General features: G+C 43.0%; 24 protein-coding genes, 1 tRNA gene and 3 pseudogenes. 6 read left to right on the forward strand and 22 right to left on the reverse strand.

Features of this window, described 5'->3' with window-relative positions; genetic code table 11:
• Positions 1–12 precede the first annotated feature (12 nt).
• On the forward strand, positions 13–342 hold the full coding sequence (locus tag ACJHYO_RS07720) for a YkgJ family cysteine cluster protein (protein WP_001295797.1): 330 nt from the start codon (positions 13–15) through the stop codon (positions 340–342).
• A gap of 248 nt (positions 343–590) precedes the next feature.
• Here ACJHYO_RS07720 and ACJHYO_RS07725 read toward each other — a convergent pair whose 3' ends face one another.
• A complete protein-coding gene (locus ACJHYO_RS07725; RefSeq protein WP_001019923.1) occupies positions 591–1,205 on the reverse strand; it encodes a YagU family protein in 615 nt (204 codons plus the stop codon).
• A gap of 214 nt (positions 1,206–1,419) precedes the next feature.
• Positions 1,420–1,605, reverse strand: a complete 186-nt coding sequence (locus tag ACJHYO_RS07730; protein WP_000146243.1) for a hypothetical protein — start codon at positions 1,603–1,605, stop codon at positions 1,420–1,422.
• 63 nt (positions 1,606–1,668) lie between these two features.
• Here ACJHYO_RS07730 and ACJHYO_RS07735 point away from each other — a divergent pair.
• Positions 1,669–1,812 (forward strand): annotated as a pseudogene (locus ACJHYO_RS07735) (integrase); the annotation flags it as partial.
• Between the two features lie 216 nt (positions 1,813–2,028).
• On the opposite strand, the pseudogene ACJHYO_RS07740 reads toward ACJHYO_RS07735, so the two are convergent.
• Positions 2,029–2,722, reverse strand: a pseudogene (locus ACJHYO_RS07740) (IS1 family transposase).
• 592 nt (positions 2,723–3,314) lie between these two features.
• Between ACJHYO_RS07740 and vat the strand changes: the two are divergent.
• The gene (vat, locus tag ACJHYO_RS07745) at positions 3,315–7,445 is read left to right on the forward strand and encodes a vacuolating autotransporter toxin Vat (RefSeq protein ID WP_001034006.1); all 4,131 of its coding nucleotides are present in this window, start codon (positions 3,315–3,317) and stop codon (positions 7,443–7,445) included.
• A gap of 155 nt (positions 7,446–7,600) precedes the next feature.
• A complete protein-coding gene (locus ACJHYO_RS07750) occupies positions 7,601–8,095 on the forward strand; it encodes a MarR family winged helix-turn-helix transcriptional regulator (RefSeq protein WP_001059463.1) in 495 nt (164 codons plus the stop codon).
• A 437-nt stretch (positions 8,096–8,532) separates the two neighbouring features.
• Here ACJHYO_RS07750 and ACJHYO_RS07755 read toward each other — a convergent pair.
• Positions 8,533–8,868: pseudogene (locus ACJHYO_RS07755) on the reverse strand (Arm DNA-binding domain-containing protein); the annotation flags it as partial.
• 315 nt (positions 8,869–9,183) lie between these two features.
• On the opposite strand from ACJHYO_RS07755, the gene ACJHYO_RS07760 reads away from it, so the two are divergent.
• Positions 9,184–10,461: a tyrosine-type recombinase/integrase gene (locus tag ACJHYO_RS07760; RefSeq protein ID WP_174221758.1), complete on the forward strand. Its 1,278-nt coding sequence runs from the start codon at positions 9,184–9,186 to the stop codon at positions 10,459–10,461.
• A gap of 81 nt (positions 10,462–10,542) precedes the next feature.
• Here ACJHYO_RS07760 and ACJHYO_RS07765 read toward each other — a convergent pair whose 3' ends face one another.
• The 16 genes from ACJHYO_RS07765 to proB form a co-directional block, all read right to left on the reverse strand.
• Positions 10,543–11,256, reverse strand: a complete 714-nt coding sequence (locus ACJHYO_RS07765) for a phage baseplate protein (RefSeq protein ID WP_410232428.1) — start codon at positions 11,254–11,256, stop codon at positions 10,543–10,545.
• 34 nt (positions 11,257–11,290) lie between these two features.
• Complete coding sequence (locus ACJHYO_RS07770) at positions 11,291–13,123, reverse strand: hypothetical protein (RefSeq protein WP_410232429.1); 1,833 nt, start codon at positions 13,121–13,123, stop codon at positions 11,291–11,293.
• Positions 13,124–13,138: 15 nt separating this feature from the next.
• Complete coding sequence (locus tag ACJHYO_RS07775; RefSeq protein WP_410232430.1) at positions 13,139–13,342, reverse strand: hypothetical protein; 204 nt, start codon at positions 13,340–13,342, stop codon at positions 13,139–13,141.
• 86 nt (positions 13,343–13,428) lie between these two features.
• Complete coding sequence (locus ACJHYO_RS07780) at positions 13,429–14,457, reverse strand: major capsid protein (RefSeq protein ID WP_410232431.1); 1,029 nt, start codon at positions 14,455–14,457, stop codon at positions 13,429–13,431.
• Positions 14,458–14,475: 18 nt separating this feature from the next.
• Positions 14,476–14,838 (reverse strand): hypothetical protein, encoded by a 363-nt coding sequence (locus ACJHYO_RS07785; protein ID WP_001570993.1) that lies wholly within the window; start codon positions 14,836–14,838, stop codon positions 14,476–14,478.
• Entirely contained in the window at positions 14,835–15,047 is a 213-nt protein-coding gene (locus ACJHYO_RS07790; protein WP_000898166.1) for a hypothetical protein, read from the reverse strand. Before ACJHYO_RS07790 ends, ACJHYO_RS07785 begins: the two co-directional genes overlap by 4 nt.
• A 335-nt stretch (positions 15,048–15,382) precedes the next feature.
• A complete protein-coding gene (locus ACJHYO_RS07795; protein WP_410232432.1) occupies positions 15,383–15,745 on the reverse strand; it encodes a hypothetical protein in 363 nt (120 codons plus the stop codon).
• Complete coding sequence (locus tag ACJHYO_RS07800; protein ID WP_028985909.1) at positions 15,720–16,127, reverse strand: hypothetical protein; 408 nt, start codon at positions 16,125–16,127, stop codon at positions 15,720–15,722. Before ACJHYO_RS07800 ends, ACJHYO_RS07795 begins: the two co-directional genes overlap by 26 nt.
• Before the next feature lie 132 nt (positions 16,128–16,259).
• Positions 16,260–16,535, reverse strand: a complete 276-nt coding sequence (locus ACJHYO_RS07805) for a hypothetical protein (RefSeq protein WP_094323705.1) — start codon at positions 16,533–16,535, stop codon at positions 16,260–16,262.
• Positions 16,536–16,546: 11 nt separating this feature from the next.
• Positions 16,547–17,203 (reverse strand): transcriptional regulator, encoded by a 657-nt coding sequence (locus tag ACJHYO_RS07810; RefSeq protein ID WP_094323706.1) that lies wholly within the window; start codon positions 17,201–17,203, stop codon positions 16,547–16,549.
• A 51-nt stretch (positions 17,204–17,254) separates the two neighbouring features.
• On the reverse strand, positions 17,255–17,422 hold the full coding sequence (locus ACJHYO_RS07815) for a hypothetical protein (RefSeq protein ID WP_000005056.1): 168 nt from the start codon (positions 17,420–17,422) through the stop codon (positions 17,255–17,257).
• 22 nt (positions 17,423–17,444) lie between these two features.
• A complete protein-coding gene (locus tag ACJHYO_RS07820; protein ID WP_410232433.1) occupies positions 17,445–17,621 on the reverse strand; it encodes a hypothetical protein in 177 nt (58 codons plus the stop codon).
• Between the two features lie 2,907 nt (positions 17,622–20,528).
• Entirely contained in the window at positions 20,529–20,687 is a 159-nt protein-coding gene (locus tag ACJHYO_RS07825; RefSeq protein ID WP_000788777.1) for a hypothetical protein, read from the reverse strand.
• Positions 20,688–21,292: 605 nt separating this feature from the next.
• Positions 21,293–21,368 (reverse strand) — tRNA-Thr (locus ACJHYO_RS07830).
• Positions 21,369–21,482: 114 nt separating this feature from the next.
• Positions 21,483–22,736: a glutamate-5-semialdehyde dehydrogenase gene (gene proA, locus ACJHYO_RS07835; RefSeq protein ID WP_000893309.1), complete on the reverse strand. Its 1,254-nt coding sequence runs from the start codon at positions 22,734–22,736 to the stop codon at positions 21,483–21,485.
• A gap of 11 nt (positions 22,737–22,747) precedes the next feature.
• Entirely contained in the window at positions 22,748–23,851 is a 1,104-nt protein-coding gene (gene proB / locus ACJHYO_RS07840) for a glutamate 5-kinase (RefSeq protein WP_001285288.1), read from the reverse strand.
• A 288-nt stretch (positions 23,852–24,139) separates the two neighbouring features.
• Here proB and phoE point away from each other — a divergent pair, with 288 nt between their 5' ends.
• Positions 24,140–25,195, forward strand: a complete 1,056-nt coding sequence (phoE, locus tag ACJHYO_RS07845; protein ID WP_000749899.1) for a phosphoporin PhoE — start codon at positions 24,140–24,142, stop codon at positions 25,193–25,195.
• 38 nt (positions 25,196–25,233) lie between these two features.
• Here the strand turns inward: phoE and crl are convergent, their stop codons facing one another.
• Both crl and frsA read right to left on the reverse strand, forming a co-directional pair.
• A complete protein-coding gene (gene crl / locus ACJHYO_RS07850) occupies positions 25,234–25,635 on the reverse strand; it encodes a sigma factor-binding protein Crl (RefSeq protein WP_000174703.1) in 402 nt (133 codons plus the stop codon).
• A gap of 57 nt (positions 25,636–25,692) precedes the next feature.
• Positions 25,693–26,937, reverse strand: coding sequence for an esterase FrsA (gene frsA, locus ACJHYO_RS07855; protein WP_000189573.1), 1,245 nt, complete (start codon positions 26,935–26,937; stop codon positions 25,693–25,695).
• Positions 26,938–26,940: the final 3 nt, after the last annotated feature.

A 26,940-nucleotide genomic window follows, 5' to 3' on the forward strand; every position in this document is an offset into this window, starting at 1 on the left:
TACTGGTGAATTATGAGCAATCTGAATCCATGCATGACGTGTGGTGCCTGTTGTGCATTTTTCCGCGTCTCTTTTTACTGGGCCGAAGCCGACGATGCTGGCGGTACCATTCCCGCCAGGCTCACTGAACAAATATCCCCTTTTCACCGATGCATGAGCGGTACTAATCAGAAAAATCCCCGATGTATTGCCCTTGCAGGAACACCGGGCAAAAATGCCTGCTGCACGATATATGAAAATCGATCGTCCACATGCAGAGAATTCGCCATGTCTGGTGAGAACGGAGAAGTCAATGAGGCTTGCAATCGTGCAAGAGCTAAATACGGGCTAACACCGTTATAAATATACAATAATTAATTGCATTGCCCCGCCAGTTGTAATAGCGGGGCTTCGTTTTTCAGGGACAACAAAACCTGAAACTTCTTCCATTTTCCAGCAACAATGCCTCTTTTTCTGTAGCGTTCTCCGGATCTACATCATCCTGAAGTAGCGCGATATGATCACTGACTGTCCGCATCAGAATATGAAAAGCAACGTTTTTAACCTATAAAAATGGCGCTATATTTGCGCCATTTTTATCATTCAAAGCATTATCTATTTGAGCCTAAAGGGATCTCAGGATCTGGCTCATGGGTAATTCTGTTTCGTAAATCTCTGCGAATAATTTCAATAGACCAGAACCAGACTAAATGTCCAAAAATTTCAGAGACATTCTCATACCACGGAAGATCAAAGAGAGGTGGCGTAAGTCCCATGAGAGGGAATGAAATCATATGAACAAAAAGTTGCGCTAAAGCACCTGCCAGTAAGCCCTGCCAAAGTTTAATTTTCGGAAATACTTCGGCGACCACACAGTAACCAACGGCAAAAACTATCGAAAAGATTATGTGCGTTACACCAACCCAGTTAAAGACATGCCCGGCGAAGGTATAAACAGCCGAATTTGGATCTGTCAGTCCCAACCAATCCCGAAGAAAAATGTACGGAGGATTGAGAAAGTTACGGGAGCAATCAATTTGGCCTGCAGCCCTGATTAATGATTCCGGACCACACGCTGCATTAAACATATCAACCGGACTACGTGGTGGCAATGGAACTTCTGCCCCCCACTTAACAAATGCGGAAACAACGCCAGCAATCAGCCCAATGAATGCAGCAAGACCATAACGTCTGCGGTTTGGTGGAGTTTGTTCAAATATATTCATATCTACCCTGCTTGTACCATTATGTTATACACCTCTTTAGGAGTATTCATAAAACAAGGCAAATGTAAAGAACTGTATTGTTTTGTATAACCACATGGTTACCTAATCGCCAATTAATATAAGCTCCATTATTTCTCCATATTTTCATGTTAGAAGTGACAAGGAGAAATGTAATGTTTCTCTCAGAGAATATAAATCATTCCTTTTGCCCACCTTAATGGTGGGCTTTTTTATGCAAAACCTGAACGTCCTGTGGTATTCCTCTGGCATAATGATTTTCGCGATTAACCAACAACCAGACCAGCAAAGACGCCACCACAAGCACAGTAACATCCATCAGGCTTGCCACACCCCATGCGTGCGGCTTAAAGCCGCCATGGCATATTAATCCGCTTGCCATTTTCGAACAGCTGATTGGTTTGGTCCGGTGTTTCCCTGCTTGCTCTTAAAAATGAGCGGATAGGAAACTCTCGAAATGGTTCGTCGATATGCTCACCTCGCACCTAATCACCTTACCGAACACGCACGGTAAATAGATTCGATCCTGAACCCATCGGTCCCAAATCTGTCCCAATCAAAAAATAAGGAAGGTATTAACGATGTGTAACCTATTGATTTAAAATGGATAATATAAACAGATTGTAAAAAGCAAGACATTGATATGTATATAAAAAAACTATTACGCAATCATTAGATACCCCCAGATTTAGTTGTAAAGCAAGCACACTTTGCATTTCGAGACAATCCAGGTAAAGACTCTTACCTCCCATTTTGTGATTTTTATACTTATGATGATAAGTTGAACGTTGGGTAGTGCTTCCAATCAGTAGAACATGTGCTTTTCAATGAAGGAACCGATGACTTTTTCGTGGATTTCAACGGAACGCGAGAAGCAGATTGTTTTACTTACCAGCCGCTTGATGCGGGTGCGGAGGGTCAGGTTGTTACGTTCAATACGTTGCGTGAAGATTTTGCCGGTCAGGTATTTCTCCTTCGGCACTTCTCTGGCGTAGCTGCCCCAGTCATCGCGGCCACCATGCCGATACAGAACGGAGTCAACAGGGCTAACAATTCCCGACAGGCCTCATCATTCCGTGGCCCGAAAGTGTAAGCCAACACACCGCCAGTTTTAGTGTTCTACGCATACCAGAGCCAGTGTTGTTGCGCCTTGTTGCCAACGAAGCTCCACAGCTCATCAAGTTCACAGATAAGGGCAACATCAGCGTGAGCTGACTGACGCAGATGTTATCCGCTGGGGCGAGAGCTTTTTAATGTCCGTATGACGGTATTGATGCTGATTTTCAGTGTTCTGGCGATATCACGGCCCCTGTGCCATTATGCGCCATTTCAACGATCAGCTCCTTAAAGCCGGGTTTTCTGGCTTCATAAGAGTAAGTGAGCTGGAAAACACGTTTACATGAACGACAACGGAAACGCTCATGCAGGGAACAACTACGACCATGTCGATAAACTTTATCGGAATTACAGCGCGGACAATGAACAGTAACGGTAGCCATGGAAAACCTTAAATACCAGTAGATTACCAGAAACTTCTATCAATTGAAGACATTACCGTTTTTGATTACAGCAAATGTTTTATTAATTACCCCACCATCGACTAAATCCGTTAGAACGTCGAATGATGCCATTCGTAAATACATTAAAAAGACTGTTGTAATCAACGAAGATGGAAAACAGTGTGTTAAAACTAATCTGAACTTCAGAAAAACAGATGATGGTATGATGATATATATATCCGCTCCGAACCGCCACGCAATTTAAAATAAAAATCAACAAATATCGTCGATATCCATATATACCATTTTTCTGTAGTTGTATTAGCGTCGCATATTTTATGACTTTAAGTCATAAGTCAAAACACCTGAGAAAAAGCAAACAACATTTTCATTACCACCAATGAAAACCACAGACAAAGAATGCGTGCAACTACAAAATATTGTAGTTTTAAGCAAAAATAAATGTGACATATGTCACATTTATAATTATATAGCTAATTAATAATTAGCGCGCAATTCAACAATGCTTTCGTTTGAAATTGTCTATGGTTATTAATGTAACTTTGGAATATACGTTCCGGAATCATTTACTATGAATAAAATATACGCTCTAAAATATTGTTATATTACTAACACAGTAAAGGTTGTCTCTGAACTAGCCCGAAGGGTATGTAAAGGGAGTACCCGCAGAGGAAAAAGACTTTCAGTACTTACCTCTCTGGCACTATCTGCATTACTCCCAACCGTTGCTGGTGCATCAACGGTTGGTGGCAACAATCCTTACCAGACATACCGCGACTTTGCAGAAAACAAAGGGCAGTTTCAGGCTGGCGCAACAAACATTCCTATTTTTAATAATAAAGGGGAATTAGTAGGACATCTTGATAAAGCGCCCATGGTTGATTTTAGCAGTGTGAATGTAAGCTCAAATCCCGGCGTTGCAACATTAATTAACCCGCAATATATAGCCAGTGTAAAACATAATAAAGGATATCAGAGCGTCAGCTTCGGTGATGGTCAGAACAGTTACCATATTGTGGATCGTAATGAACACAGTTCATCTGATCTCCACACACCAAGACTTGATAAGCTCGTAACTGAGGTTGCTCCGGCTACCGTAACCAGCTCATCAACAGCTGATATATTGAACCCTTCAAAATACTCGGCATTCTACAGGGCTGGTTCGGGAAGTCAGTATATTCAGGATAGTCAGGGTAAGCGACATTGGGTAACAGGTGGGTATGGTTATCTGACAGGAGGAATACTCCCGACATCATTCTTTTATCACGGCTCAGACGGCATTCAGCTGTATATGGGGGGCAACATACATGATCATAGCATCCTGCCCTCTTTTGGAGAGGCCGGCGACAGTGGTTCTCCATTATTTGGCTGGAATACGGCCAAAGGGCAGTGGGAACTGGTCGGTGTTTACTCGGGAGTAGGAGGGGGGACCAATTTGATATATTCTCTTATTCCTCAGAGTTTTCTCTCACAGATCTATTCAGAGGATAATGACGCTCCCGTCTTTTTTAATGCCTCATCCGGCGCCCCCCTGCAATGGAAATTTGACAGCAGCACCGGCACTGGCTCTCTGAAACAGGGTTCCGATGAATATGCCATGCACGGGCAAAAAGGTTCTGACCTGAACGCAGGTAAAAATCTGACATTCCTGGGACATAATGGTCAGATTGACCTGGAAAACTCTGTCACGCAGGGTGCCGGTTCACTGACATTTACTGATGACTACACTGTCACCACTTCAAACGGAAGTACCTGGACCGGGGCCGGTATTATTGTGGACAAGGATGCCTCCGTAAACTGGCAGGTTAATGGTGTGAAAGGTGACAACCTGCATAAAATCGGCGAAGGAACCCTGGTTGTACAGGGAACCGGTGTTAATGAGGGCGGCCTGAAAGTCGGGGATGGGACCGTTGTCCTCAATCAGCAGGCTGACAGTTCAGGACACGTTCAGGCATTCAGTAGCGTGAATATTGCCAGCGGCCGCCCGACAGTCGTGCTGGCAGACAACCAGCAGGTTAATCCGGACAATATATCCTGGGGCTACCGGGGGGGGGTTCTGGATGTTAACGGGAATGACCTGACATTTCATAAGCTGAATGCCGCCGATTATGGCGCAACTCTCGGTAACAGCAGTGATAAAACGGCTAATATCACTCTGGATTATCAGACGCGTCCGGCAGACGTAAAAGTTAATGAATGGTCATCATCAAACAGGGGAACAGTAGGTTCATTATATATTTATAATAATCCCTATACTCATACCGTCGATTATTTTATCCTGAAAACAAGTAGTTATGGCTGGTTCCCTACCGGTCAGGTCAGTAACGAGCACTGGGAATATGTCGGACATGACCAGAACAGTGCACAGGCGCTGCTTGCAAACAGAATTAATAATAAAGGGTATCTGTATCATGGCAAGTTGCTGGGAAATATTAATTTCTCAAATAAAGCAACCCCGGGTACAACCGGCGCATTGGTTATGGACGGCTCAGCGAATATGTCCGGTACATTTACTCAGGAAAACGGTCGTCTGACCATTCAGGGCCACCCGGTTATCCATGCTTCAACGTCTCAGAGTATTGCAAATACAGTCTCGTCTCTGGGCGACAATTCCGTTCTGACACAGCCCACCTCATTTACACAGGATGACTGGGAGAACAGGACGTTCAGCTTTGGTTCGCTCGTGTTAAAAGATACAGACTTTGGTCTGGGCCGCAATGCCACACTGAACACAACCATCCAGGCAGATAACTCCAGCGTCACGCTGGGCGACAGTCGGGTATTTATCGACAAAAAAGATGGCCAGGGAACAGCATTTACCCTTGAAGAAGGCACATCTGTTGCAACTAAAGATGCAGATAAAAGCGTCTTCAACGGCACCGTCAACCTGGATAATCAGTCAGTGCTGAATATCAATGAGATATTCAATGGCGGAATACAGGCGAACAACAGTACCGTGAATATCTCCTCAGACAGTGCCGTTCTGGAGAACTCAACGCTGACCAGTACCGCCCTGAATCTGAACAAGGGAGCAAATGTTCTGGCCAGTCAGAGTTTTGTTTCTGACGGTCCGGTGAATATTTCTGATGCCACCCTGAGTCTGAACAGCCGTCCTGATGAGGTATCTCACACACTTTTACCTGTATACGATTATGCCGGTTCATGGAACCTGAAGGGAGACGATGCCCGCCTGAACGTGGGGCCGTACAGTATGTTGTCAGGTAATATCAATGTTCAGGATAAAGGGACTGTCACCCTCGGAGGGGAAGGGGAACTGAGTCCTGACCTGACTCTTCAGAATCAGATGTTGTACAGCCTGTTTAACGGGTACCGCAATACCTGGAGCGGGAGCCTGAATGCACCGGATGCCACCGTCAGCATGACAGACACCCAGTGGTCGATGAACGGAAACTCCACGGCAGGAAATATGAAACTTAACCGGACAATAGTCGGTTTTAACGGGGGAACATCATCGTTCACGACACTGACAACAGATAATCTGGACGCGGTTCAGTCAGCATTTGTCATGCGTACAGACCTTAACAAGGCAGACAAACTGGTGATAAACAAGTCGGCAACAGGTCATGACAACAGCATCTGGGTTAACTTCCTGAAAAAACCCTCTGACAAGGACACGCTTGATATTCCACTGGTCAGCGCACCTGAAGCGACAGCTGATAATCTGTTCAGGGCATCAACACGGGTTGTGGGATTCAGTGATGTCACCCCCACCCTTAGTGTCAGAAAAGAGGACGGGAAAAAAGAGTGGGTCCTCGATGGTTACCAGGTTGCACGTAACGACGGCCAGGGTAAGGCTGCCGCCACATTCATGCACATCAGCTATAACAACTTCATCACTGAAGTTAACAACCTGAACAAACGCATGGGCGATTTGAGGGATATTAACGGCGAAGCCGGTACGTGGGTGCGTCTGCTGAACGGTTCCGGCTCTGCTGATGGCGGTTTCACTGACCACTATACCCTGCTGCAGATGGGGGCTGACCGTAAGCACGAACTGGGAAGTATGGACCTGTTTACCGGCGTGATGGCCACCTACACTGACACAGATGCGTCAGCAGGCCTGTACAGCGGTAAAACAAAATCATGGGGTGGTGGTTTCTATGCCAGTGGTCTGTTCCGGTCCGGCGCTTACTTTGATTTGATTGCCAAATATATTCACAATGAAAACAAATATGACCTGAACTTTGCCGGAGCTGGTAAACAGAACTTCCGCAGCCATTCACTGTATGCAGGTGCAGAAGTCGGATACCGTTATCATCTGACAGATACGACGTTTGTTGAACCTCAGGCGGAACTGGTCTGGGGAAGACTGCAGGGCCAAACATTTAACTGGAACGACAGTGGAATGGATGTCTCAATGCGTCGTAACAGCGTTAATCCTCTGGTAGGCAGAACCGGCGTTGTTTCCGGTAAAACCTTCAGTGGTAAGGACTGGAGTCTGACAGCCCGTGCCGGCCTGCATTATGAGTTCGATCTGACGGACAGTGCTGACGTTCACCTGAAGGATGCAGCGGGAGAACATCAGATTAATGGCAGAAAAGACGGTCGTATGCTTTACGGTGTGGGGTTAAATGCCCGGTTTGGCGACAATACGCGTCTGGGGCTGGAAGTTGAACGCTCTGCATTCGGTAAATACAACACAGATGATGCGATAAACGCTAATATTCGTTATTCATTCTGATGCTGTGCAGCAAAGGGACTATTGCTTTGTCCCTTTGCTGCGATTATCTGATTACGGTACAGGCTGGAACTTAGATTTTCCGGCGTTCACGATACTTCATGTAACACTCAGGTTGAGTAATCTTCATGAGTTTTCTTTTGCCGTGTGGTGGAATTATGAATAATATAGATTTATTAAAAACTATAACAAACTACAAAAAAATCAAAAATCCGGCATACCCGGCTCAGGAGAGTCTGTTAATACACTTATATATTAGAGTAAATGACAAAATCCAGAGTATTATAGAAAATGAATTGAGCGAGTATAGAATAAACACTTCAACATTTATGGTGTTAGTTTCATTATATATGTCTGATGATTATTGTCAGTCCCCTTCTGATATTTACAAGGAGTTACAATTCTCCAAAACAAACATCACACACATCATAGACAAATTAGAAAAAAAGAATATTGCCAAAAGAATTAATAATAAAAACGATCGTCGAAGCAAAAGTATTTGCTTAACCCCTGACGGAGTTACACTTGCTCAAAAACTAATAAACACTCAAAATGTAATGCTAAAGAAAATCTGGAGCGGGCTATCAGATGATGAAATGAAAACATTTGAACTCGCCAACAAAAAATTATTATCAAACCTTAATGTTAATTGATGTTAAAACATACTAACAGTCATCTTCTTACAATGTATTCTTCTGGAGAGAATAACTACCAGAATATATAAAGACATTAATCACACTCTCATTTAATTACAATGAGCATAAGAGCCACCAATGTTTATGCTGGTTAGGCTTTATATAGGAAACAATAAAAAAACGTCATTAAACAAAGCGTTTTTAATGGCGTTGTTATTTAAAAGAAAGATATCAAATATAGATTAACCCCCATCGAATAAAGATGTTGTCTAATCATACCTGAAGGTATTTATCACTAGAATTTTATTTGTATAAATGGACATATACCATTGGAAGATTTAGAAAAGCATGTCCAGGAGTTTAAGGACAAATCTCATACTGATTATCGGAAGCTTTTATCATTATATGATTACCAAGCATACAATGTATAATTATATACACTATTATTGTGATTATAATTTGTTACTGTGCCACTCAAGGGCAATATCTTTGAAGGTGTTGTTTAACTGCGTTTCCCGGGCAATCTTTTCCTCTCGCTTCACTTCCATCAGATCGATTCCCCCAGAGATACCTCTTTTAGCTTCTTCAAGTTTTGCAGGAGCATCAGCTAAGGTGACCTCAGGATACACACCTAGTGCTAACAGCTTCTCTTTACCAGCTACACGATACTTGAGACGCCAATATTCTCCTCCACCAGGTTTTACCAGGAGGTACAGACCACCACCATCAGCCAACTTGTAAGCCTTCTCTTTTGGCTTGGCAGTGTCTATTTGACGGGCATTGAGTTTCACTTGGGGGTATCTCCACTAAACTGAACAGCAAATCCCCTCAATTGCTTGTAGAGTTTGGGGTACTTAAATAGACGTCAAAAGACTAAAAGGGGCATTAATATACTGATTATAAGAGGTTTTTAAATACTTGAGTAGACTTGGGGAGACGTTAGAATGGTGCCGATAATAGGAGTAAAACACTCGATTAATCTCGTGTTAATGCCATCACCTACGACCATTACTAATTGATTGAATCTTATAGAAAAATCATCATTTTCTATGCGTCACAATCAATTTTCACATTACAAACGCTCCGACACTTTAGCCGGGGAGTTTATGAGATACAAGCCTAATCAATACATAATCTGTGATTCTTACGGTAACTACTATTTGAGGATCACATTGCCTGTGTATATGCAGCCCTTTTTTGAAGGAAAAAGGACGTTTGTCAGAAGTCTACACACAAGTAGTCTTCGTGTTGCACGTAGAAAGCGTGATCAGATTGCAGATGAATACCATTGTCTACGGGAGAGTGTCGCCCCTGTAAACAGCACAATAGAGAACACGCTGGAACTGTTACGCAGTAAGGCTAAATACGCCAAAACAGCTACCAGAATGCAAGATACAGCGTCTTCGTGTCCGTCATTGCTTAAAATTCTTGAAATCTACCTGACAATTAACAGCACGAAGAAGAAGCCAGCCACTTTAGCTAAGGCAAGAAAAGCGGTAGAGATGTTTCTCTCCTACCGTAAAAAGCCTGATATTGCATTGCAAGATGTGAGCCGCACCACTGTTACAGGCTGGATTGAAAACATGCAAAAAACCCTTTCACAACAATCAATTGCAAATTATATCAGCCCAATGGCCCAGCTATGGGAGTTAGCTTCATCACGTTACCACGATGCGCCAGAAAGGGCGCTCTCCCCCTGGCGAGGGCATAGGCTTGATGTGGCACAAAGTAGAGAGAGCTACGAGGCATTTTCTAACAAAGAGCTATTGCAGGTGTTGCAAGTATTTTCCGGTAATTCAGCAGAAAACAAAGAAATGATGGCTTTGTGTCTTATCGGTTTATATACAGGTATGCGGATCAATGAGATAGCAAGTCTCACAATAGACGATGTGAAAGAGATCGAAGGTGTGCTGTGTTTTGAAATCACACAGGGAAAAACGAAAGCTGCGGCACGTGTTGTGCCTGTACATAGCCTTATCACTCCGTTGGTGTTGTCGCTGCGTGAAAAGCCTCATAATGGCTTTTTGTTCTATCACGCCAGCATCACAGAACGTGCAGACGGCAAGCGTTCCACGTGGCACACGCAGAGATTTACAAGAGCTAAACGAAAGGCTTTAGGGGAAAAGGGAACAGAAAGGAAGGTGTTTCATTCTCTGAGACACGGAGTAGCACAGCTTCTTGATCGAAATCAAATTCCAGAAGACAGGATCGCCCTTCTCCTGGGCCATACACGCGGCAATACAGAGACATTCCGCACATATAGCAAGAATGCAGCTTCTCCGGTAGAGCTTAAAAAATATATTGAGCTTCTACGCTACCCTGAAATAGAGAAAGGCTTATCAATCAATAAAAAATCAAATTTAAGGCGTAAAACAACGCCATAGACACAACAAAGAGGCTTCAACATAGATTGGTAGCCTCTTTTATAATTACATCGTTACAGAGCGTTTTAGAGGCATTTACGGCTATTCCTGTTTAAAGGCAGGAGTTATAGTGTCTTCACCTTCACTACTTGATTTTTCAGTGTTAACACGTTTTTTCATATTCGCCCCAATGTTCTTAGATGGTTGTGTTTTGATAGCTACAGTGTTTACAGTGCCATACGAAACGAGCCTGATCTGCTCAAAGCTAAGATCAAATACCAGGGATTCGCTTGCCTCTTCTGTGTATTCGATGCCTGTTAAAACAACGTTCTCAAAAGTTTTATTTTCTGTAACAAGAAGAAAAGGCTGTCTACTGTCCATAATCTGATTCAGGTAGTCGATAGCTAATGATCTTCTGTTCCCGTTCACCCCTGCACTCTTTAACAAGCCAGGATCGCTTTTAATCGGTGTTTCAGTGATACGCCCTTTAAGAGAAAACTTATTATTCCTCACTTGAACGTGATCAGACACAGTAGCACCATTTTCTACGGGGTAGCTTGTGACATCTGCCGAACGTCTTACGTTCACATCGTCTACACTGTCAAAGGCCAGTGCCATATAATTTTCATAAACGTCATTGCCAGAAGAAGCCAGCCCACTGGTAACAATAGCAAAACCATTTTCTCCTTTTGTTTTATTGGCTTTGCTATTTTCGTTTTTTGTAGAGTTTATATCTTGTTCTGCTTTGTAAACAGCCTGAACGTGTTGTTCTGGAGTATTTGCTGCACGTATGGTTAAAATCCCGGCGGTCGCCATAATAATAATTTTCCTTGTAATGTTATGGCGGGAATTACCCGCCGTTGGATTGTCCTGATAAGCTGGTTAATGTTAATGATTTCAAGAAGCTATCCCGACTTGCTCTCGCTGTAAAATCCACATAATCGCTTAATCTTGATGTGTCAGAATTAATAGTAAGCGGAACCTCTGTTACCACTTCAAACGTTGGATTCAGATTAAACACAGGAGATAAATTATAAGCCGGAGTTGTCATTGCAAGATTATTTAAAGCACCCTGTTTGAGATTGGTTATCGGTGCTTCACTAACTGACATTTTTACATCTGACACAGAAGAAGACTTATCATCGAAAAGCAATCCCTTAATCGTGTTAAAGAGAGAATGACTATTATCAGGTGTAGTTGTTGCAGTGCCAGCGCCTTTATATTGGTCAGGAACGAGATTAGAAAGATTCTGTTTCATTCCTTCATTACTCAAAGGAGGTGCATCACCCATATTTTTCTGAATAGCATCTGTCTTATCATCATTACGATTAAACCAGTTTACAATCTTCATAATAGCTTCCAAGAGACTTCCTGTTGCTTCCCCTAGCTTCGTAAAATACGGAGTGAGATTAGAAAGGTTTTTCATAAACTCTTCCGTTACTTTTGGATCAAGAGATTTCATAAAGCCGTCTACAAATGCTACTTGTCTTGCATCAGAAAGCTGTGAAAGCTGTCTGTTTAGTTCTCTGAATTTAACAATAGATTCTTGCTGTGTTTCTGTTAGCCATTTTCCAGAGGCTTTTTGCTGATTAATACTTTCTTGTACATCTTTAACGGAACGTTGCCAATATTTTGACGTAAGCATCAAATCATCGCCCAGGTCTTCTAAACGTTGTCCAATTTGGGAGTCTGAAAACCCTTTTTTCATCATTCCATTAACAGCCTTAGAAATTAATCCGGCTGGATTATCAGCAAATTTTTTAAGGTCGCTTTTGTTAATAACTCCGATGTTTAGAAGTTCATTAATAGCGTTATCACCGCCTTTCCATTCAGATTTTCCGGTTTTCTTATCTTTCACCAATTCAGCTTCACTGTAGGATTTTGCGGCACGTTCCCTAACATCTTTCATCTGATCCAGGTATTTTCTAGCCCCTTGATCACCCTGGAGGCTATCGATCCCGTTTCTATAGGCCCATTCTGTAATGTTATACATCTGGTTAACGTCTACACCGCCCAGCCTTGAGCGTTGAATTAGCTCCCCTTGCGTTTCAGCATTAGCGAAGCTGTTAGCCATAAATTCAGAGGCTTTACTAACAGCCATCACGCCAGCAGCCGCCGTAGCGCCTCCAAATAACAGAGCGCCCATAGTGGCGGAATTCCCTGATCCTCCCTTAACGGGGGCTAATTGAGCTTTTCTGTTGCCATTAATCTTACGTTGTTGCTGTTGTAGGCGTTTCATCTGGCTATTCATACGTGCCAGGCTGATAGCCCCTTGCTCATATTGTTTTGCTATCTCTCTAGCCTGTGCGATAGCTTTGTATTGTTCCGCTACAGAAAGGCGGTGCATTGCACTGATAGAGCTTGACACATCAAGGAGTTTTAATTCTGCTTTCTCTTTACGTGCTGCTATTTGTTGCTGTTGCCTTGCCTGTGCTCTTGCTGCGGCAGCTTGTGCTCTTTGATTCTGTTTTTCGGTTTTAGCTTTCTGTTGAGCAATCTTATCTACTTCACTTTGTGCTTTCTTATAGCCTTTAGTGACACTATCAAACCGTAATTTAGCTGGCTTGATATTATTAGTGAATTCCTTTAAGCCTGTAATAGAGTCTTTCGCTTTTTTCAAGCTGTCTTTATCTACACTAAATGTAACTGTGTTCTTAATTTTAGAAGTGTTAATTTCTAACATTTAAAATCCCCCTTATTAATCATTCTTACCACCTTCTTTACTTAAGAAATGGTGTAGAGCCTGATCAATACTCTCGTTTAATCTGAACATACGGGATTTTACGCCTTCATAGGGAACATCCAAGAGAGAACAGAGATATTTCAGATTTAACAAGCCTCTAGAATCATTAGCATCTAAGTGAACGTGCACACCATCTTTTGATTTCAGAATCACTTCCATATTTTAATCACCTCTCAAAATTTAAAAAAATAAATAAAAAAAGGCGAAGCGTGAATACACGCCACGCCTCTATTACACGTTAAATATTATTTAACAGTGATTTGAACGGAGAAGCCAACGCCGTGGTTTACAACCATCTGGCTATTCTCTGTAACAACGTTAACAGCATCACCACGAGAAGATTCATAGCTGTAGCTATAGACCTCAGCAGCAGCGGCATTAATCAGTTCAAAGGTGCTGGAAGCAGCCCCGTAGATGTTCTGATATACGTTAGAGCCTTTAGCGAATTTAGGCACAGCTACAGCGTCAGCGGTCATATGTGCCAGGTGTAGCGGATCTACCAGTTTAATAACATCAATGTTAGTTCCTGGAATAGTGAACGCTGTCACTCCTGGCAGCAGGTCACGACGCTGATACACAACGTTCCCCTCTTCCAGTGGGCTTACATACTGGAATGCGTTTGCCATACCAGCAGAGAATCGAATTGCAGAGAAGGCTTCCGGCTTACAGAAAACAACAATACGCTCTACAGCCGCCGCCTGACTCTGTGCTTTCTCGATAATGTCAGTAGCAATCTGATCAAATTCTTTAAAAATCTTCGTGGTGTCAGTGCTGGAAGCGTTCACAGTGGCTTTCATAGCTGATACGTTAAACAGCTTGCCCCACTCAATTAACACATCATCAGTTTTAGGCGTGTAAGTTTTGCCAGAGAACAAAGAAGCCGCCAACACGCTCTCTTTTGTACGCTGGAATGCAACATTGTGTTTAGCAACATATTCCGCGTAGATATCAGTGAGTGTTTCCTGAAAATCAGTGCCAGGTTTACGTTTGCCTTGAACATCAGAAGGACGGATCACATCTTCACGCAGGAAGTAAGGGATCTCGATCAGCCATTCTTTACCTTGTTCTCGCTTAGTAACGTTATGCTCAGAAGAGAAACGAGAGGTTTCTTTGTTAAAGAGAGATTCGTTGCTTTCGACAAGCTGGGAAACAGCTACTTTATGAGATGTAACCCCTACAGAATCCGTAAAATCAAGGGTAGAAAGCAGATAGTTTCTAGTGCTATGCGCAGAGAACAAAGGAGCTAAATCAACGTAATCATTACCTAGAATCATTTATTATTATTCCTTTTATTAAGAAGTGAAAACAGAATGGAACCCTTCAAGCTGGAAGCCTTTTTTAATTAATGCTGTTTTTGCTGCTTCACTTACAGCATTCAGGGCATCAGCTTTGATGCATACAAGCCCAGCATTGCTACGTAAAACATCTACAGGCTTGTTTTCTCCAGCCGTTACAAATTCACTCATAACAACATAGATATCATCTCCTGATTCATATTTAGCGCCCGTGCTGGTGATCAAGTCTCCGCATTCAACATCAGCAGGAAGAGAAGCAAAAACCTTGCTTTCTACAGAGGCAAACGGATCAGTACAATAACTTACAATATCTGTGAAAGTCTTTCGAACTGGAAACAGAGTGTCTAAATCAATAATCATTTAGTAATCTCCTTAGCTTTTAATTTGATTAGTTCATTAAGGGAAGGTGTAGACGGAGAAGAAGGAGAAAAATATTTTTCAACACATCTTTCTACTTCCTCTACAGAACACCCAGCGTATTTAGCTACCATTTCGGTAATTTGTGGATTAATTTTCAGCATTTCATCTCGATACTTGATGATTTGCTCTTTATCATTTAAGAACAACATTTATATAAACCTTGTTACCTTGTTTAAAGTAAGAAATACAACTTTTAAGTTGCATAACGGGCAAAATAAAAGGCAGCATTTAAAGCCGCCTTTTATTAACTTGTACCTATGTAATTACCCTATGTTATGCATACTCCAAGATGTATGCATAACAAAGGAAAGAGGTAATAATGACACTTAAGGAGGAGGCGGGGAGCGGAGATTTTACTCCCCTTTAACGACAAGAAGAATTTTTAATATCGAACCAATAAAGGAAAAATAATCACCCCATATAATTATATTAACATACAATAGATGGAATGTCAAGATATTTTACAACTTTTTTGTTGCTTTTTTTATTCTTCTGTGATAGTAGCGCCTAAGCGTTGAGCTAGTTCAACAAGGCCATCCCCTACATAGCGAACGTCCGATTCAATACCTTCTATCCAGTTTGATAGCTCCCATACCTGATCCGCTGTCAGATATGCGTTCTCACGCTTACAGAGCATCTCTACACGCTTAGAGAGGTGCTCAAAGGCATTCACAGCTAAATCCCAGTGTTTAAACGCCTCATTTAGTGCCGCTGGCGTGTTTTCTTTGTATGCTTCAAGTTCAGCGCGGTTTAAAGGCAGGAGGTAATCATCCTCATAATAATTAATTAGTGAGTAAATTGTGTCATACGTGTTATTCATATTAAAAGTCTCCATAGTGATCTGCATTATCTAAATGGAATTCAGGAACTAAGTTATTTAGGCCATTTGTGGCGAGATAACCAACGTAGTGATTATAATCTTCAAATCCTAAAATCTGGTATTTGCGTAAATCAGAGCTATCAACGATATACTCTTTTCTTTTTCTAGGTTTCCAGAATACGCCAGGTGTTGAAGATAAGATTTCTTGTAATGCGTTAAATTCATCTCCACAAGGCACAGAGGGAGAATGTTCTATGATCTCTGTTTTCCATTCGCCAGGGGCGCTATTTTGCTTGGTGAGCGTAACTAGCTCTTTAAAGTCTTTGCGTCTTAGAATAGATTTAGGTTTACTTAGAAGAGAAGCTGAATCACCGATTTTCTTAACAACGTTGTTTTTTCTTTTTGCCATTATTTACTTTTCCTTTTCTTTTAAAGGAAAACACCCCGAAGTATGTTTCTAACGTGAGAAAGAACAATAACCAATACATAGCTACTATCATAATAATGTTTTCCTTTTATATTTTAATTACATAGAGAGATTTTAGAGAGTGGAATAGATGAAGTCTACTTTATCTAGTCTTTTGAGATTGAATGTAGAGAAAGATAATTCTTTAATCTCTATAACACCGAAGTTTGATAGCTGTTTCAGCCAGAATTTTAAACCATCTTCAGAGCACCCTGCTCGATGTAACACATCGCTATATTTTAGCGGTGTTGGCTTTCCTTTGTAGAGGTAAGCAAGCGTTTCATAGATTCGTTTTCCTGTGTCATTACACTGAATTCTGTCTACTTGATTTTTTACTAAATATTGAATCATAACCCTCCTTATTAAAATGGAATATCAAAGTCTTCGTATACATTTGGGTAATGCTTAGAAAAATATGCCTCAATACCATTTGGTCGTTTTAGCCCGTGTCTATAAGCTAGTGAATTTGCAAACTCAATAAAAGATGCCCCTCCTGTTCTGGTATTCTTCTGCGTGATAATAAGAGATGCAAAATTCTCTAACACATCCTCCTCATTATCATTAGCTACCTTTTCACTTGATGAAACAGGTGTTTCTTCCGTCTCCCACGGCAAAGGCGCATCCCAATCATCATCAAGAGCATCAAAAGAAGGCTGTTTATTATCTTCCGTAGGGGGAAGCTGATCAGGAACAGCTTTAACAGTAGCTTCTTGTTGTGTCTTGGCTTCTTGTCTAGCTTCTTCTTGTGGAATATCTACCACTTGATAGACATTAGAACTTCCTGGTCGTGCATCTTTTATAATTAACCCCATTTCGAGCAATTTCTTAACCCTTTCCTCTGCTGCTCTTGGTGTTATGCCAAAAACATCGCCTATCTTAGCGTAAGAGGGAAATGCACGATCAAACCCTTTCAGATAGCAGTAAAGGTTTTTAGCACTATCTGTAAATTTATGCCCGTTTACTTGGCTTATTTTTAGAATCCACATAGGAACTTTTACAAATTGTTCTTCATTAATCATTAAAAATCTCCTTATAAATCACGCTTAATGCGCTACTAAAGTGAATGAGGATCACTTACCCTTTTTTTGTTTGATGTTCTCTGCTGCTTCAGTAATGATTTCTAACATCAAATCACTGACCATAATTTGCCTTTTCTTGGCTTCAGCAAATAAAACCTTGAAGATTTCAGGGTCAACGTGTAGGTAAGTGCGCGGAATTGGTTTCTTAGTTTCGCTCATAGTTTTCTCCTTCTCTTGTCTATTATTCTTTCTCAGCTTTACGCAGTTCATCAATAATTTTCAGTGCATCGTCAAAACATTTTTCACGCTCTGGATAACCTCGACTCCTTGCCATATTACGATTCATTACTACTTGGTGGCGTGTAAGCTCACCTTTTTTAAATGCCTCTACGACGTGTTTCGGTGTAAACCATTTCATAAAAAACTCCTTATTCAGTTAAAAGAAAAAACACCTTGCAAGCCTGACGGCTTCAAAGTGCATTGATTTTGATTATTTAGAGAAGAATGTTTTTCTGTCCCTCTAATACCTATTATTACATATAAAGAAACATTTGTCAATACCTTTTCATAAAAAATCTGATCTTTTTCATGCACTTACATTTTTTCTTAGCAATTCGTGCTCTTCTGTGTAGTGCTATTCCTCCTTATTGTCTAAAACGCTCTAAAACGCGTTCTAACGAGATTTTGATAAAAGCAATACATTCCCTTATCTAATGGCTGTTTAGCTCGCCAGAGGCTTATTTAAGGGGCTTATTTTGTATTTGTTAGGCATATGAAAAGGTGATGGTAGATATAAGATAGAGAGTCACTTTATAAAACGTTCTGTAAAGCCCTGTAGTGAGCTTATTATATGTAGGCAATGCGTTTCCATTCCCTACCCTGCTTAATGCTGTTAGAGAAGCATTTAGACCCCTTATTTTTAATTAATTAAAGTATCCTCTATACACTCTTGTTATGAAACACCTCTGAATCCTTCATAAAACACATTATGACGCAAAGAACACTTTTCTAAGGTGATTCCCTTCCTGAATGCTGTTTCTTGCGTCAAAGAGCTACACAGAGCTTATAAAGCTATTATTAATAATAAAGTAGATAAAGTAAGTAAGATAACTAAGATAGATAAGATTAATAAGATCAGAATTCTCTTTCGGTGTCGCCTCTGGCTTTTCCACCGAAAACAATTACACGACTACAGAATGTAGGAAGTGGAATTGTATTGAGGCTTAGTGAAATTACACGAGGAAAGCAGAGTGTAATTGAGCTTTAGCCGCTCTCTCTTCGAGTAATTACACAACTACAGAGAATAACAGAGTTATTAAATGTAGGAGGGTAATTAAGAGTTAGAGAGAGTTAACACGTAAGCAATCAGTATGATTGGTTAGGTGATTACTCTTCTGCGCACAGCGCAATAGTATTTCTTCGTGGGCGTTACCGCCAACGATAGTTACACGAAGAAAGTAACGCTTTGCTTTCGGTGTGAGCGGAACGGGCCAGCCACGAAGCCCGAAAGGTAGCGGAGTAAGGCTGCTTGCTAGAGAGTGACGCTAACGCAGGAAGGCAAAAAGATCATATAAATAAATATATAATATTATAATTTAATAAGTAATTTAATAAATGATCTAATAGGTAACAGAATTCTGTGGGGGTGTCTAACAGTTTTCTGTGGGGGTGTATAACAGAATTCTGTTAGGGTGGGGTAACAGAATTTTGTTAGGGTAAAAATCTCTTTAAAAGTTAAGATTAACAGAATTCTGTGGGGGTAGTTCACTATGACCTACCCCTAGTTCACTGTGAGCTATATAGTATAAAGAATATTATTTATATTATTTAATTATAGTATTTAATTATAGTATTGGTGGAACTCATTTCCTAGGTAGGTAGGAACTCATTTCCTAAGTAGGTAGGAAACCACTTCCTAGGTTACTTCCTAAATAGATCGGAAATCATTTCCTAGGTGTTATTTATACTTATCGGGTATCAGTTTTGATAGGGGTATCAGACTTGATAGGGGTAACAGAATTCTGTGGGGGTAGCTGAATGTAACCTCTCGTTACATCCATTTGTCACATAGCACTCTGTGTAATGCCTTTCTATGTGTGTGCCATAATCCCCTATATTCCCTGTGTAAATCATAGAATAATGCTCTCTATTCCCTGTGTAATTCCATACTAAAAATTCAATGAAAAAAGTAGCTTAAAGTGCAATTCTTACTTTCTTCACTTTTACATCACTTTCGCAAACCCTTGTGTAATGCGGCTTACAGAGCACCATCAGAAATTGTTGGCTAAAAATTGTTCTGCTTGTTTCTGAACGAGGTTTCTCGTTTGTGCAAATTTTAAAATTTATTTTGTTTTTACAGCCTTATTTCGTGTAATGCGTGGCATAGCAAGCCCTTTTCTTGTGTTTTCAAGACATTTGGCAACGTTCAAACATCTGTTTAGAAATGCCAAATTGTTGATCTAACAAATAAACCTGTATAAACAGAACACCATTTAATCTATTCCCCTGTGTAATCCACTACATCACACAATAAAAACAAAAAAACCTTTAATTATATTTCATAGTATACAAAAGTCAATAGAAGCCCTCTCGTGCTCCTACGTAAAAAATCCATCACTTTTCCCCTGATACATCAATTCAAGGCGTTCTATGTGTTCCTTAGTGCATATTACGATTATTATGTTAAATGGATTTTGGCCTATATTTTGACCTGTACCCGCATAAACACTGGTTTCATCGCTTACAGCCCTTGTGAGACGTGGTGCTGTTTCTAGCATCTGATCCGACATAAAACCGATCATTCTCGTGTTTAGTGAAAGTTTAGTGAGAGACATTACAGAAAGGCTTTCTGTGTAATGATTTAATAGGTAAAAACGATGTTGATTACGCAAGAAAATTCCTTGCTGATATTTGGGGATTCTGGATTTTCCAGATCGGGGGGCGCTGAAAATCGCGTTAAGCACCTCTCGCAATCTAGCCATAAGGGAAGGGATATAGGTATTTAGATGTATTTATAGCTATTTATGGCTATTTATTTTTTATTTACCTTTATTTAAAAATAACCTTATAAATCAATAAGATACAGAACTATCTGTTTATATTTTAAACAATTAAATCAAGTTTAATACCCTTAAATAACCTGAAAATAGCCTTAAATACCCCAATAATTAATTTTAAGGTTTTTCGTGTTCTCTTCTGCATTATGAAAATGCAAAATAAGGCACAAAACAAGCGCACAGACGCATTAAACACACATCACCTATACATCCCTATACCAAGCAATGAAAACAGCGTTAGAATGCGTCCTGTTGCGTTCTGGAGATTTTCAGAAATCCTCTCTAAGCCATTTCAACTCACTAAGGAGTTTTCTTTCTTCGTTCTCTCTCTGTTTACGCTCTAGCCAGGCTTTTCCTTCTGGCGTAGACAGGAACTTACGAGCGTGAATCTTGCGGTTATTACGTTTGATAGCTGCAATGTTTTTCATCGTGTGCCTCTGTATTCATATGAAAATTAACAAGTTACATACTACACAGGGAGACTACGCATAAAACACAATACAAGTAAAGATACATTTTCAAGACAATAGGAGCCATAAAGCGCCTTTGATGGTTATACCAAAAAATAAGCGCCGTAGGCGTATCCACTAAAAAGGGCTTTTTCACAAAAGCTATGAAGTCTTAGCAGTTCTTCTCTTATCAGGCACCCGTTGTACTCCGGTGGACGAAACCGTGCTAGAGCTTGATTCTTTCCCGATCAAGTTAGGTTTTGAAGAGGTGGGCTTTAATCCACTATTGCACTTAAAACTCTTCCCATCATTTAGCCTGTTTATCCTCTGCAACGTCTCACGACGTGTGGCATCATTGGACACCGCGCCAGGTGTGGAACATCTTGCTAAGAGTTTTGGTAGAAGGTTTAGAGACGGTGGCACGTCTTCCAGCTTCAAAGGAACTTGTTACGAGGTTGAGCCTGGGAACTACTCGCCCATACGTGTTACACTACCAAAGCCCATAACAACGTATAGGCGTTTGTAAGTGATAACAGAAGATACAATTTCTTAGAGAAGTTAAGCTAAGTTATTGATTTTCTTGATGGTGCCGATAATAGGAGTCGAACCTACGACCTTCGCATTACGAATGCGCTGCTCTACCAACTGAGCTATATCGGCCCTGAAAGGACATGTTCACGAACGTGAATCACGGTGGACAAGGTTAAAACTAACCGGGCGATGCGTCAATGGCCTTGTGAATCAAATGGCTACTTTTGCATCACCCGGTTTTATTTACGCACGAATGGTGTAATCACCAATGCCGATCCACTTGTAAGTGGTCAGAGCTTCCAGCCCCATTGGGCCGCGCGCGTGGAGTTTTTGTGTGCTTACCGCAACTTCCGCCCCCAGACCAAACTGGCCGCCGTCGGTAAAACGCGTAGAGGCGTTAACGTAAACAGCGGAGGAATCCACTTCGTTAACAAAACGCTGGGCGTTGCGCATATCGCGGGTCAGGATCGCATCGGAGTGTTGCGTGCCGTGTTCACGAATATGGGCAATGGCGTCATCCAGATCGCTAACGATTTTGACGTTCAAATCTAATGACAGAAACTCATCGTCATACTCTTCGGCTTTAACAGCCACCACCTTCGCGGGGCCTGCCTGCAACTGCGCCAGCGCGGCTGCATCAGCGTGTAACGTCACGCCGCTTTCCGCCATTTGTTTGCTTAATGCGGGCAGGAAGCTATCTGCGATGTTTTTATTTACCAGCAACGTTTCTACCGTATTACATGTGCTCGGTCGCTGAGTTTTCGCGTTGACAATTACTTTCAGGGCTTCAGCGATCTCTGCACTTTCATCAACGTAAATATGGCATACGCCTATACCGCCTGTGATCACCGGGATTGTCGACTGCTCGCGGCACAGTTTATGCAAACCAGCCCCACCGCGCGGGATCAGCATGTCGATGTATTTATCCATACGCAGCATTTCACTGACCAGCGCACGGTCAGAATTATCAATTGCCTGCACGGCACCCGCCGGTAAGCCGCAGGATTTCAGGGCGTCCTGAATCACCGCTACCGTTGCAGCGTTAGTGCGACAGGTTTCTTTGCCGCCGCGCAGGATCACCGCGTTACCGGTTTTCAGGCACAGGGAAGCAACATCAACCGTCACGTTCGGGCGCGCTTCATAAATCACGCCAATCACCCCCAGCGGTACGCGACGACGCTCAAGACGCAGGCCGCTGTCCAGTACGCCGCCATCGATTACCTGCCCCACAGGATCGGCGAGATTGCACACCTGGCGCACATCGTCGGCAATGCCTTTCAGCCGTGCGGGCGTCAGTGCCAGACGGTCAAGCATCGCTTCGCTAAGGCCATTGGCACGCGCGTCTGCAACATCCTGTGCGTTAGCGTTGAGGATACTTTCGCTTTGTGCTTCCAGTTCATCGGCGATTTTTTCCAGCACACGATTTTTTTCGCGGCTGGAGAGTTGCGCTAATTTATACGAGGCTTGCTTCGCGGCAATGCCCATTTGTTCCAGCATCGGCCAGCTCCTTAACGGGTAATCATGTCATCACGGTGAACGGCAACCGGGCCGTATTCATATCCCAGTATTGCATCAATTTCTTGCGAGTGGTGTCCGGCAATACGGCGTAATGCATCGCTGTTGTAACGACTGACGCCGTGGGCGATATCGCGACCTTCGAGGTTGCAAATACGGATGACTTCACCACGCGAGAAATTGCCAGTCACGCTTTTAATGCCTTTCGGCAACAGGGAGCTGCCGCGTTCCAGAATGGCGGCAGTTGCCCCTTCATCTACCGTGATTTCACCCGCAGGCGGCGCACCGAAAATCCAGCGTTTACGGTTTTCAAGCGGAGTCGCCTGGGCATGGAACAGCGTACCGACGGAAATGCCTTCCATCACATCACCAATAACGCCCGGCTTGCTGCCCGCGGCAATAATGGTGTCGATACCCGCACGGCAAGCCACGTCAGCGGCCTGCAATTTGGTGCTCATACCGCCAGTTCCGAGGCCTGAAACGCTATCACCGGCAATCGCGCGCAGTGCGTCATCAATGCCGTACACATCTTTAATCAGTTCTGCCTGCGGATTGCTGCGCGGGTCAGCGGTATACAAACCTTTTTGATCGGTCAGCAGCAACAGTTTATCGGCACCCGCCAGAATCGCCGCCAGCGCAGAAAGGTTATCGTTATCACCGACCTTAATCTCTGCCGTAGCGACAGCATCGTTCTCATTAATTACCGGAACGATATTGTTATCGAGCAACGCACGCAGGGTATCACGGGCGTTCAGGAAGCGTTCACGATCTTCCATATCAGCACGGGTCAGCAACATCTGCCCGACATGAATGCCGTAAATTGAAAACAGCTGTTCCCACAGTTGAATCAGTCGACTCTGCCCTACCGCCGCCAGCAGCTGTTTTGAAGCGATAGTCGCTGGCAATTCCGGGTACCCCAGGTGCTCACGTCCGGCGGCAATCGCACCCGACGTCACAATAACAATCCGATGCCCGGCGGCATGTAACTGCGCGCACTGGCGAACAAGTTCAACGATATGGGCACGGTTCAGGCGGCGCGATCCGCCTGTTAGCACACTGGTGCCGAGTTTTACCACCAGCGTCTGGCTGTCACTCATGATTCTCTGCCATTCAATTTTAGGAAAAAATGATATCAAACGAACGTTTTAGCAGGACTGTCGTCGGTTGCCAACCATCTGCGAGCAAAGCATGGCGTTTTGTTGCGCGGGATCAGCAAGCGTAGCGGCAGTTGTTTACGCTTTTATTACAGATTTAATAAATTACCACATTTTAAGAATATTATTAATCTGTAATATATCTTTAACAATCTCAGGTTAAAAACTTTCCTGTTTTCAACGGGACTCTCCCGCTGAATATTCGCGCGTTAATTAAAATCAGGAATGAAAATGAAAAAGAGCACTCTGGCATTAGTGGTGATGGGCATTGTGGCATCTGTATCCGTACAGGCCGCAGAAATATATAACAAAGACGGTAATAAACTGGATGTCTATGGCAAAGTTAAAGCCATGCATTATATGAGTGATAATGACAGTAAAGATGGCGACCAGAGTTATATCCGTTTTGGTTTTAAAGGCGAAACACAAATTAACGATCAACTGACTGGTTATGGTCGTTGGGAAGCTGAGTTTGCCGGTAATAAAGCGGAGAGTGATACTGCACAGCAAAAAACGCGTCTCGCTTTTGCCGGGTTGAAATATAAAGATTTGGGTTCTTTCGATTATGGTCGTAACCTGGGCGCGTTGTATGACGTGGAAGCCTGGACCGATATGTTCCCGGAATTTGGTGGCGACTCCTCGGCGCAGACCGACAACTTTATGACCAAACGCGCCAGCGGTCTGGCGACGTATCGGAACACCGACTTCTTCGGCGTTATCGATGGCCTGAACTTAACCCTGCAATATCAAGGGAAAAACGAAAACCGCGACGTTAAAAAGCAAAACGGCGATGGCTTCGGCACGTCATTGACATATGACTTTGGTGGCAGCGATTTCGCCATCAGTGGAGCCTATACCAACTCTGATCGTACCAACGAGCAGAACCTGCAAAGCCGTGGCACAGGCAAGCGTGCAGAAGCATGGGCAACAGGTCTGAAATACGATGCCAATAATATTTATCTGGCAACTTTCTATTCTGAAACACGTAAAATGACGCCAATCTCTGGCGGCTTTGCCAATAAGACGCAGAACTTTGAAGCGGTCGCTCAATACCAGTTTGACTTTGGTCTGCGTCCATCGCTGGGTTATGTCTTATCGAAAGGGAAAGATATTGAGGGCATCGGTGATGAAGATCTGGTCAATTATGTCGATGTTGGTGCTACGTATTATTTCAACAAAAATATGTCAGCGTTTGTTGATTATAAAATCAACCAACTGGATAGCGATAACAAATTGAATATTAATAATGATGATATTGTCGCGGTTGGCATGACCTATCAGTTTTAATGGATATTGCCGGATGTGATGCATCCGGCACATTTCATTCACGCCGTTAACTTCACCGGTTCATCACGAAAATCATCTGCCGGTTCCAGCTTCAGATTCAACGTCGCCAGCAGCTCACGCAGCTTCTCGTGAAATTCACGCAGGGTGTGCTCCAGTCGTTCAACCACTTCGGCATCTTTTATCTGAACACTCGTCCAGTCGCCTGCTTTATCGAACAGACCAAACTGGTAACTGTAGGTAAAACGGGATTCCTGCGCTTCCAGTTCCATCCACCAGCCCCAGAACTCACGCACTTCCGGTGCCGGTTTCACGTTGACGCATACAGCCAGACAATCGAAAAAGAATCGATTATCTTCGCACTTACCTTCACGAATATACGGGCCTAGTGCGGTAAATTTTTTGACTAATCTGCTCTTCGGGTGTCCACTCGGTAACGTCATTGCAATCTCCTGTTGTGATGCAACTGTTTTACCAAATTGGTAAAATTTAGCAAATTTTTAACACAAACGTTTTTCGATCCAGTCTGTGATTTCCTGAAGGCCTTTGTCAAAATTCCGATACACCGGGTTAAATGGGATCTCTAATAATTTACCGTCAGCAGATGACGACGTGATTAAGCGTGAGTCCTCTTCCGGGCTGAACGGATCGTTCTTCCAGTAGCCTGATAACATTGGCGTTGGGCAGCGACGTCCCAGCAATCCTTGCACTTTTAATGAATAGCGATTCAACTCCACTCGCAACGCTTCATCGGAAGCATCATGCATCCCTAAACGACTGGCCAGAACGTCAAGATACATTTCCGGCACCTGTTGCTGGCACTTAAAATCACTCAACAGGGTATGAACTACCGGACCAAGACAGGCAACCACTTTCAGACGCGGCGATTCAAGGTATGCCAGACGCACGGCAACGTTAGCGCCGAAACGGAAACCAAAGGCCGCGACGCGAGTGTGATCCACCCACGGTACGTTAGGCAGCGCCTTTAAAACGTGCTGATGCAACAGGCTGGAGTCCTGGGTGAGCTTCCATTTTGAAGAAAAGCCCACCGACGGCATATCAATAGTCAGCATAGCAATGCCGCGCGGCGCAAAATAACGTTCATACAGGCTGTAATAGTCCGTCTGCATCGCATCCAGACCACCACACATTAATACTGTCGGGAACGGGCCATCGCCTTTCGGCATATGCAAAAAGCCGGTGATGGGCGCACCGCCGGGTACGGTAAACTCCATCTGCCGCATCGTGCCCGGCAGACGCTGAGCGGCCTCTTCATAGGCGCGGTTTGACAAAGCCTGCGCTTGCTCGGCCAGGTCATCTCCTTTCAGATGAGGATAGGCAGCAATGTTGTACAACGTAGCCGCATGCAGCCAGTGTCGACCGCTGAGTTGCGGATCTTCTTCCGCACAGGCTTTTTGTTGCCACACCATCGCCTGGGTAGCCCACTCATAAATCCAGTTGCCGCCGCGGTAGCCAATCACCGTATCGTATAAATCATCGTCGGTACGTTCGGCATCGCTCATCACAATACGCGCCTGGACATCGAGGATTTCACGGGGGTCAATGCCGCGCCAGATCCACATCAGACGGTTAATCATGCGATACCAGTGAGGGATGGTTTTACCATCAAGAGCCGACTGCACAGGCAGTTGTGCGCCGTGACTAAAGCGGCGGACTAGCGTCGAGGTTTCAGGATGTTTAAAGCGGGGTTTGAACAGGGTTTCGCTCAGGTTTGCCTGTGTCATGGA

The organism is Escherichia sp. WS1118 (genome assembly GCF_046487695.1).
In the GTDB taxonomy this organism is placed as follows: domain Bacteria; phylum Pseudomonadota; class Gammaproteobacteria; order Enterobacterales; family Enterobacteriaceae; genus Escherichia; species Escherichia coli.

What these genes read in the sequence shown, in the direction of transcription:
- ACJHYO_RS07800 (WP_028985909.1), bottom strand. Translation starts at nt 16,127, where the DNA reads ATGGCAAAAAGAAAAAACAACGTTGTTAAGAAAATCGGTGATTCAGCT.
- ACJHYO_RS07780 (WP_410232431.1), bottom strand. Translation starts at nt 14,457, where the DNA reads ATGATTCTAGGTAATGATTACGTTGATTTAGCTCCTTTGTTCTCTGCG.
- ACJHYO_RS07725 (WP_001019923.1), bottom strand. Translation starts at nt 1,205, where the DNA reads ATGAATATATTTGAACAAACTCCACCAAACCGCAGACGTTATGGTCTT.
- phoE (WP_000749899.1), top strand. Translation starts at nt 24,140, where the DNA reads ATGAAAAAGAGCACTCTGGCATTAGTGGTGATGGGCATTGTGGCATCT.
- proA (WP_000893309.1), bottom strand. Translation starts at nt 22,736, where the DNA reads ATGCTGGAACAAATGGGCATTGCCGCGAAGCAAGCCTCGTATAAATTA.
- ACJHYO_RS07775 (WP_410232430.1), bottom strand. Translation starts at nt 13,342, where the DNA reads ATGGAAGTGATTCTGAAATCAAAAGATGGTGTGCACGTTCACTTAGAT.
- ACJHYO_RS07750 (WP_001059463.1), top strand. Translation starts at nt 7,601, where the DNA reads ATGAATAATATAGATTTATTAAAAACTATAACAAACTACAAAAAAATC.
- ACJHYO_RS07760 (WP_174221758.1), top strand. Translation starts at nt 9,184, where the DNA reads ATGAGATACAAGCCTAATCAATACATAATCTGTGATTCTTACGGTAAC.
- ACJHYO_RS07825 (WP_000788777.1), bottom strand. Translation starts at nt 20,687, where the DNA reads ATGAAAAACATTGCAGCTATCAAACGTAATAACCGCAAGATTCACGCT.
- ACJHYO_RS07770 (WP_410232429.1), bottom strand. Translation starts at nt 13,123, where the DNA reads ATGTTAGAAATTAACACTTCTAAAATTAAGAACACAGTTACATTTAGT.
- ACJHYO_RS07730 (WP_000146243.1), bottom strand. Translation starts at nt 1,605, where the DNA reads ATGGCAAGCGGATTAATATGCCATGGCGGCTTTAAGCCGCACGCATGG.
- ACJHYO_RS07785 (WP_001570993.1), bottom strand. Translation starts at nt 14,838, where the DNA reads ATGATTATTGATTTAGACACTCTGTTTCCAGTTCGAAAGACTTTCACA.
- ACJHYO_RS07815 (WP_000005056.1), bottom strand. Translation starts at nt 17,422, where the DNA reads ATGAGCGAAACTAAGAAACCAATTCCGCGCACTTACCTACACGTTGAC.
- ACJHYO_RS07810 (WP_094323706.1), bottom strand. Translation starts at nt 17,203, where the DNA reads ATGATTAATGAAGAACAATTTGTAAAAGTTCCTATGTGGATTCTAAAA.
- frsA (WP_000189573.1), bottom strand. Translation starts at nt 26,937, where the DNA reads ATGACACAGGCAAACCTGAGCGAAACCCTGTTCAAACCCCGCTTTAAA.
- ACJHYO_RS07805 (WP_094323705.1), bottom strand. Translation starts at nt 16,535, where the DNA reads ATGATTCAATATTTAGTAAAAAATCAAGTAGACAGAATTCAGTGTAAT.
- crl (WP_000174703.1), bottom strand. Translation starts at nt 25,635, where the DNA reads ATGACGTTACCGAGTGGACACCCGAAGAGCAGATTAGTCAAAAAATTT.
- ACJHYO_RS07820 (WP_410232433.1), bottom strand. Translation starts at nt 17,621, where the DNA reads ATGAAATGGTTTACACCGAAACACGTCGTAGAGGCATTTAAAAAAGGT.
- ACJHYO_RS07790 (WP_000898166.1), bottom strand. Translation starts at nt 15,047, where the DNA reads ATGTTGTTCTTAAATGATAAAGAGCAAATCATCAAGTATCGAGATGAA.
- ACJHYO_RS07765 (WP_410232428.1), bottom strand. Translation starts at nt 11,256, where the DNA reads ATGGCGACCGCCGGGATTTTAACCATACGTGCAGCAAATACTCCAGAA.
- ACJHYO_RS07795 (WP_410232432.1), bottom strand. Translation starts at nt 15,745, where the DNA reads ATGCAGATCACTATGGAGACTTTTAATATGAATAACACGTATGACACA.
- proB (WP_001285288.1), bottom strand. Translation starts at nt 23,851, where the DNA reads ATGAGTGACAGCCAGACGCTGGTGGTAAAACTCGGCACCAGTGTGCTA.
- vat (WP_001034006.1), top strand. Translation starts at nt 3,315, where the DNA reads ATGAATAAAATATACGCTCTAAAATATTGTTATATTACTAACACAGTA.
- ACJHYO_RS07720 (WP_001295797.1), top strand. Translation starts at nt 13, where the DNA reads ATGAGCAATCTGAATCCATGCATGACGTGTGGTGCCTGTTGTGCATTT.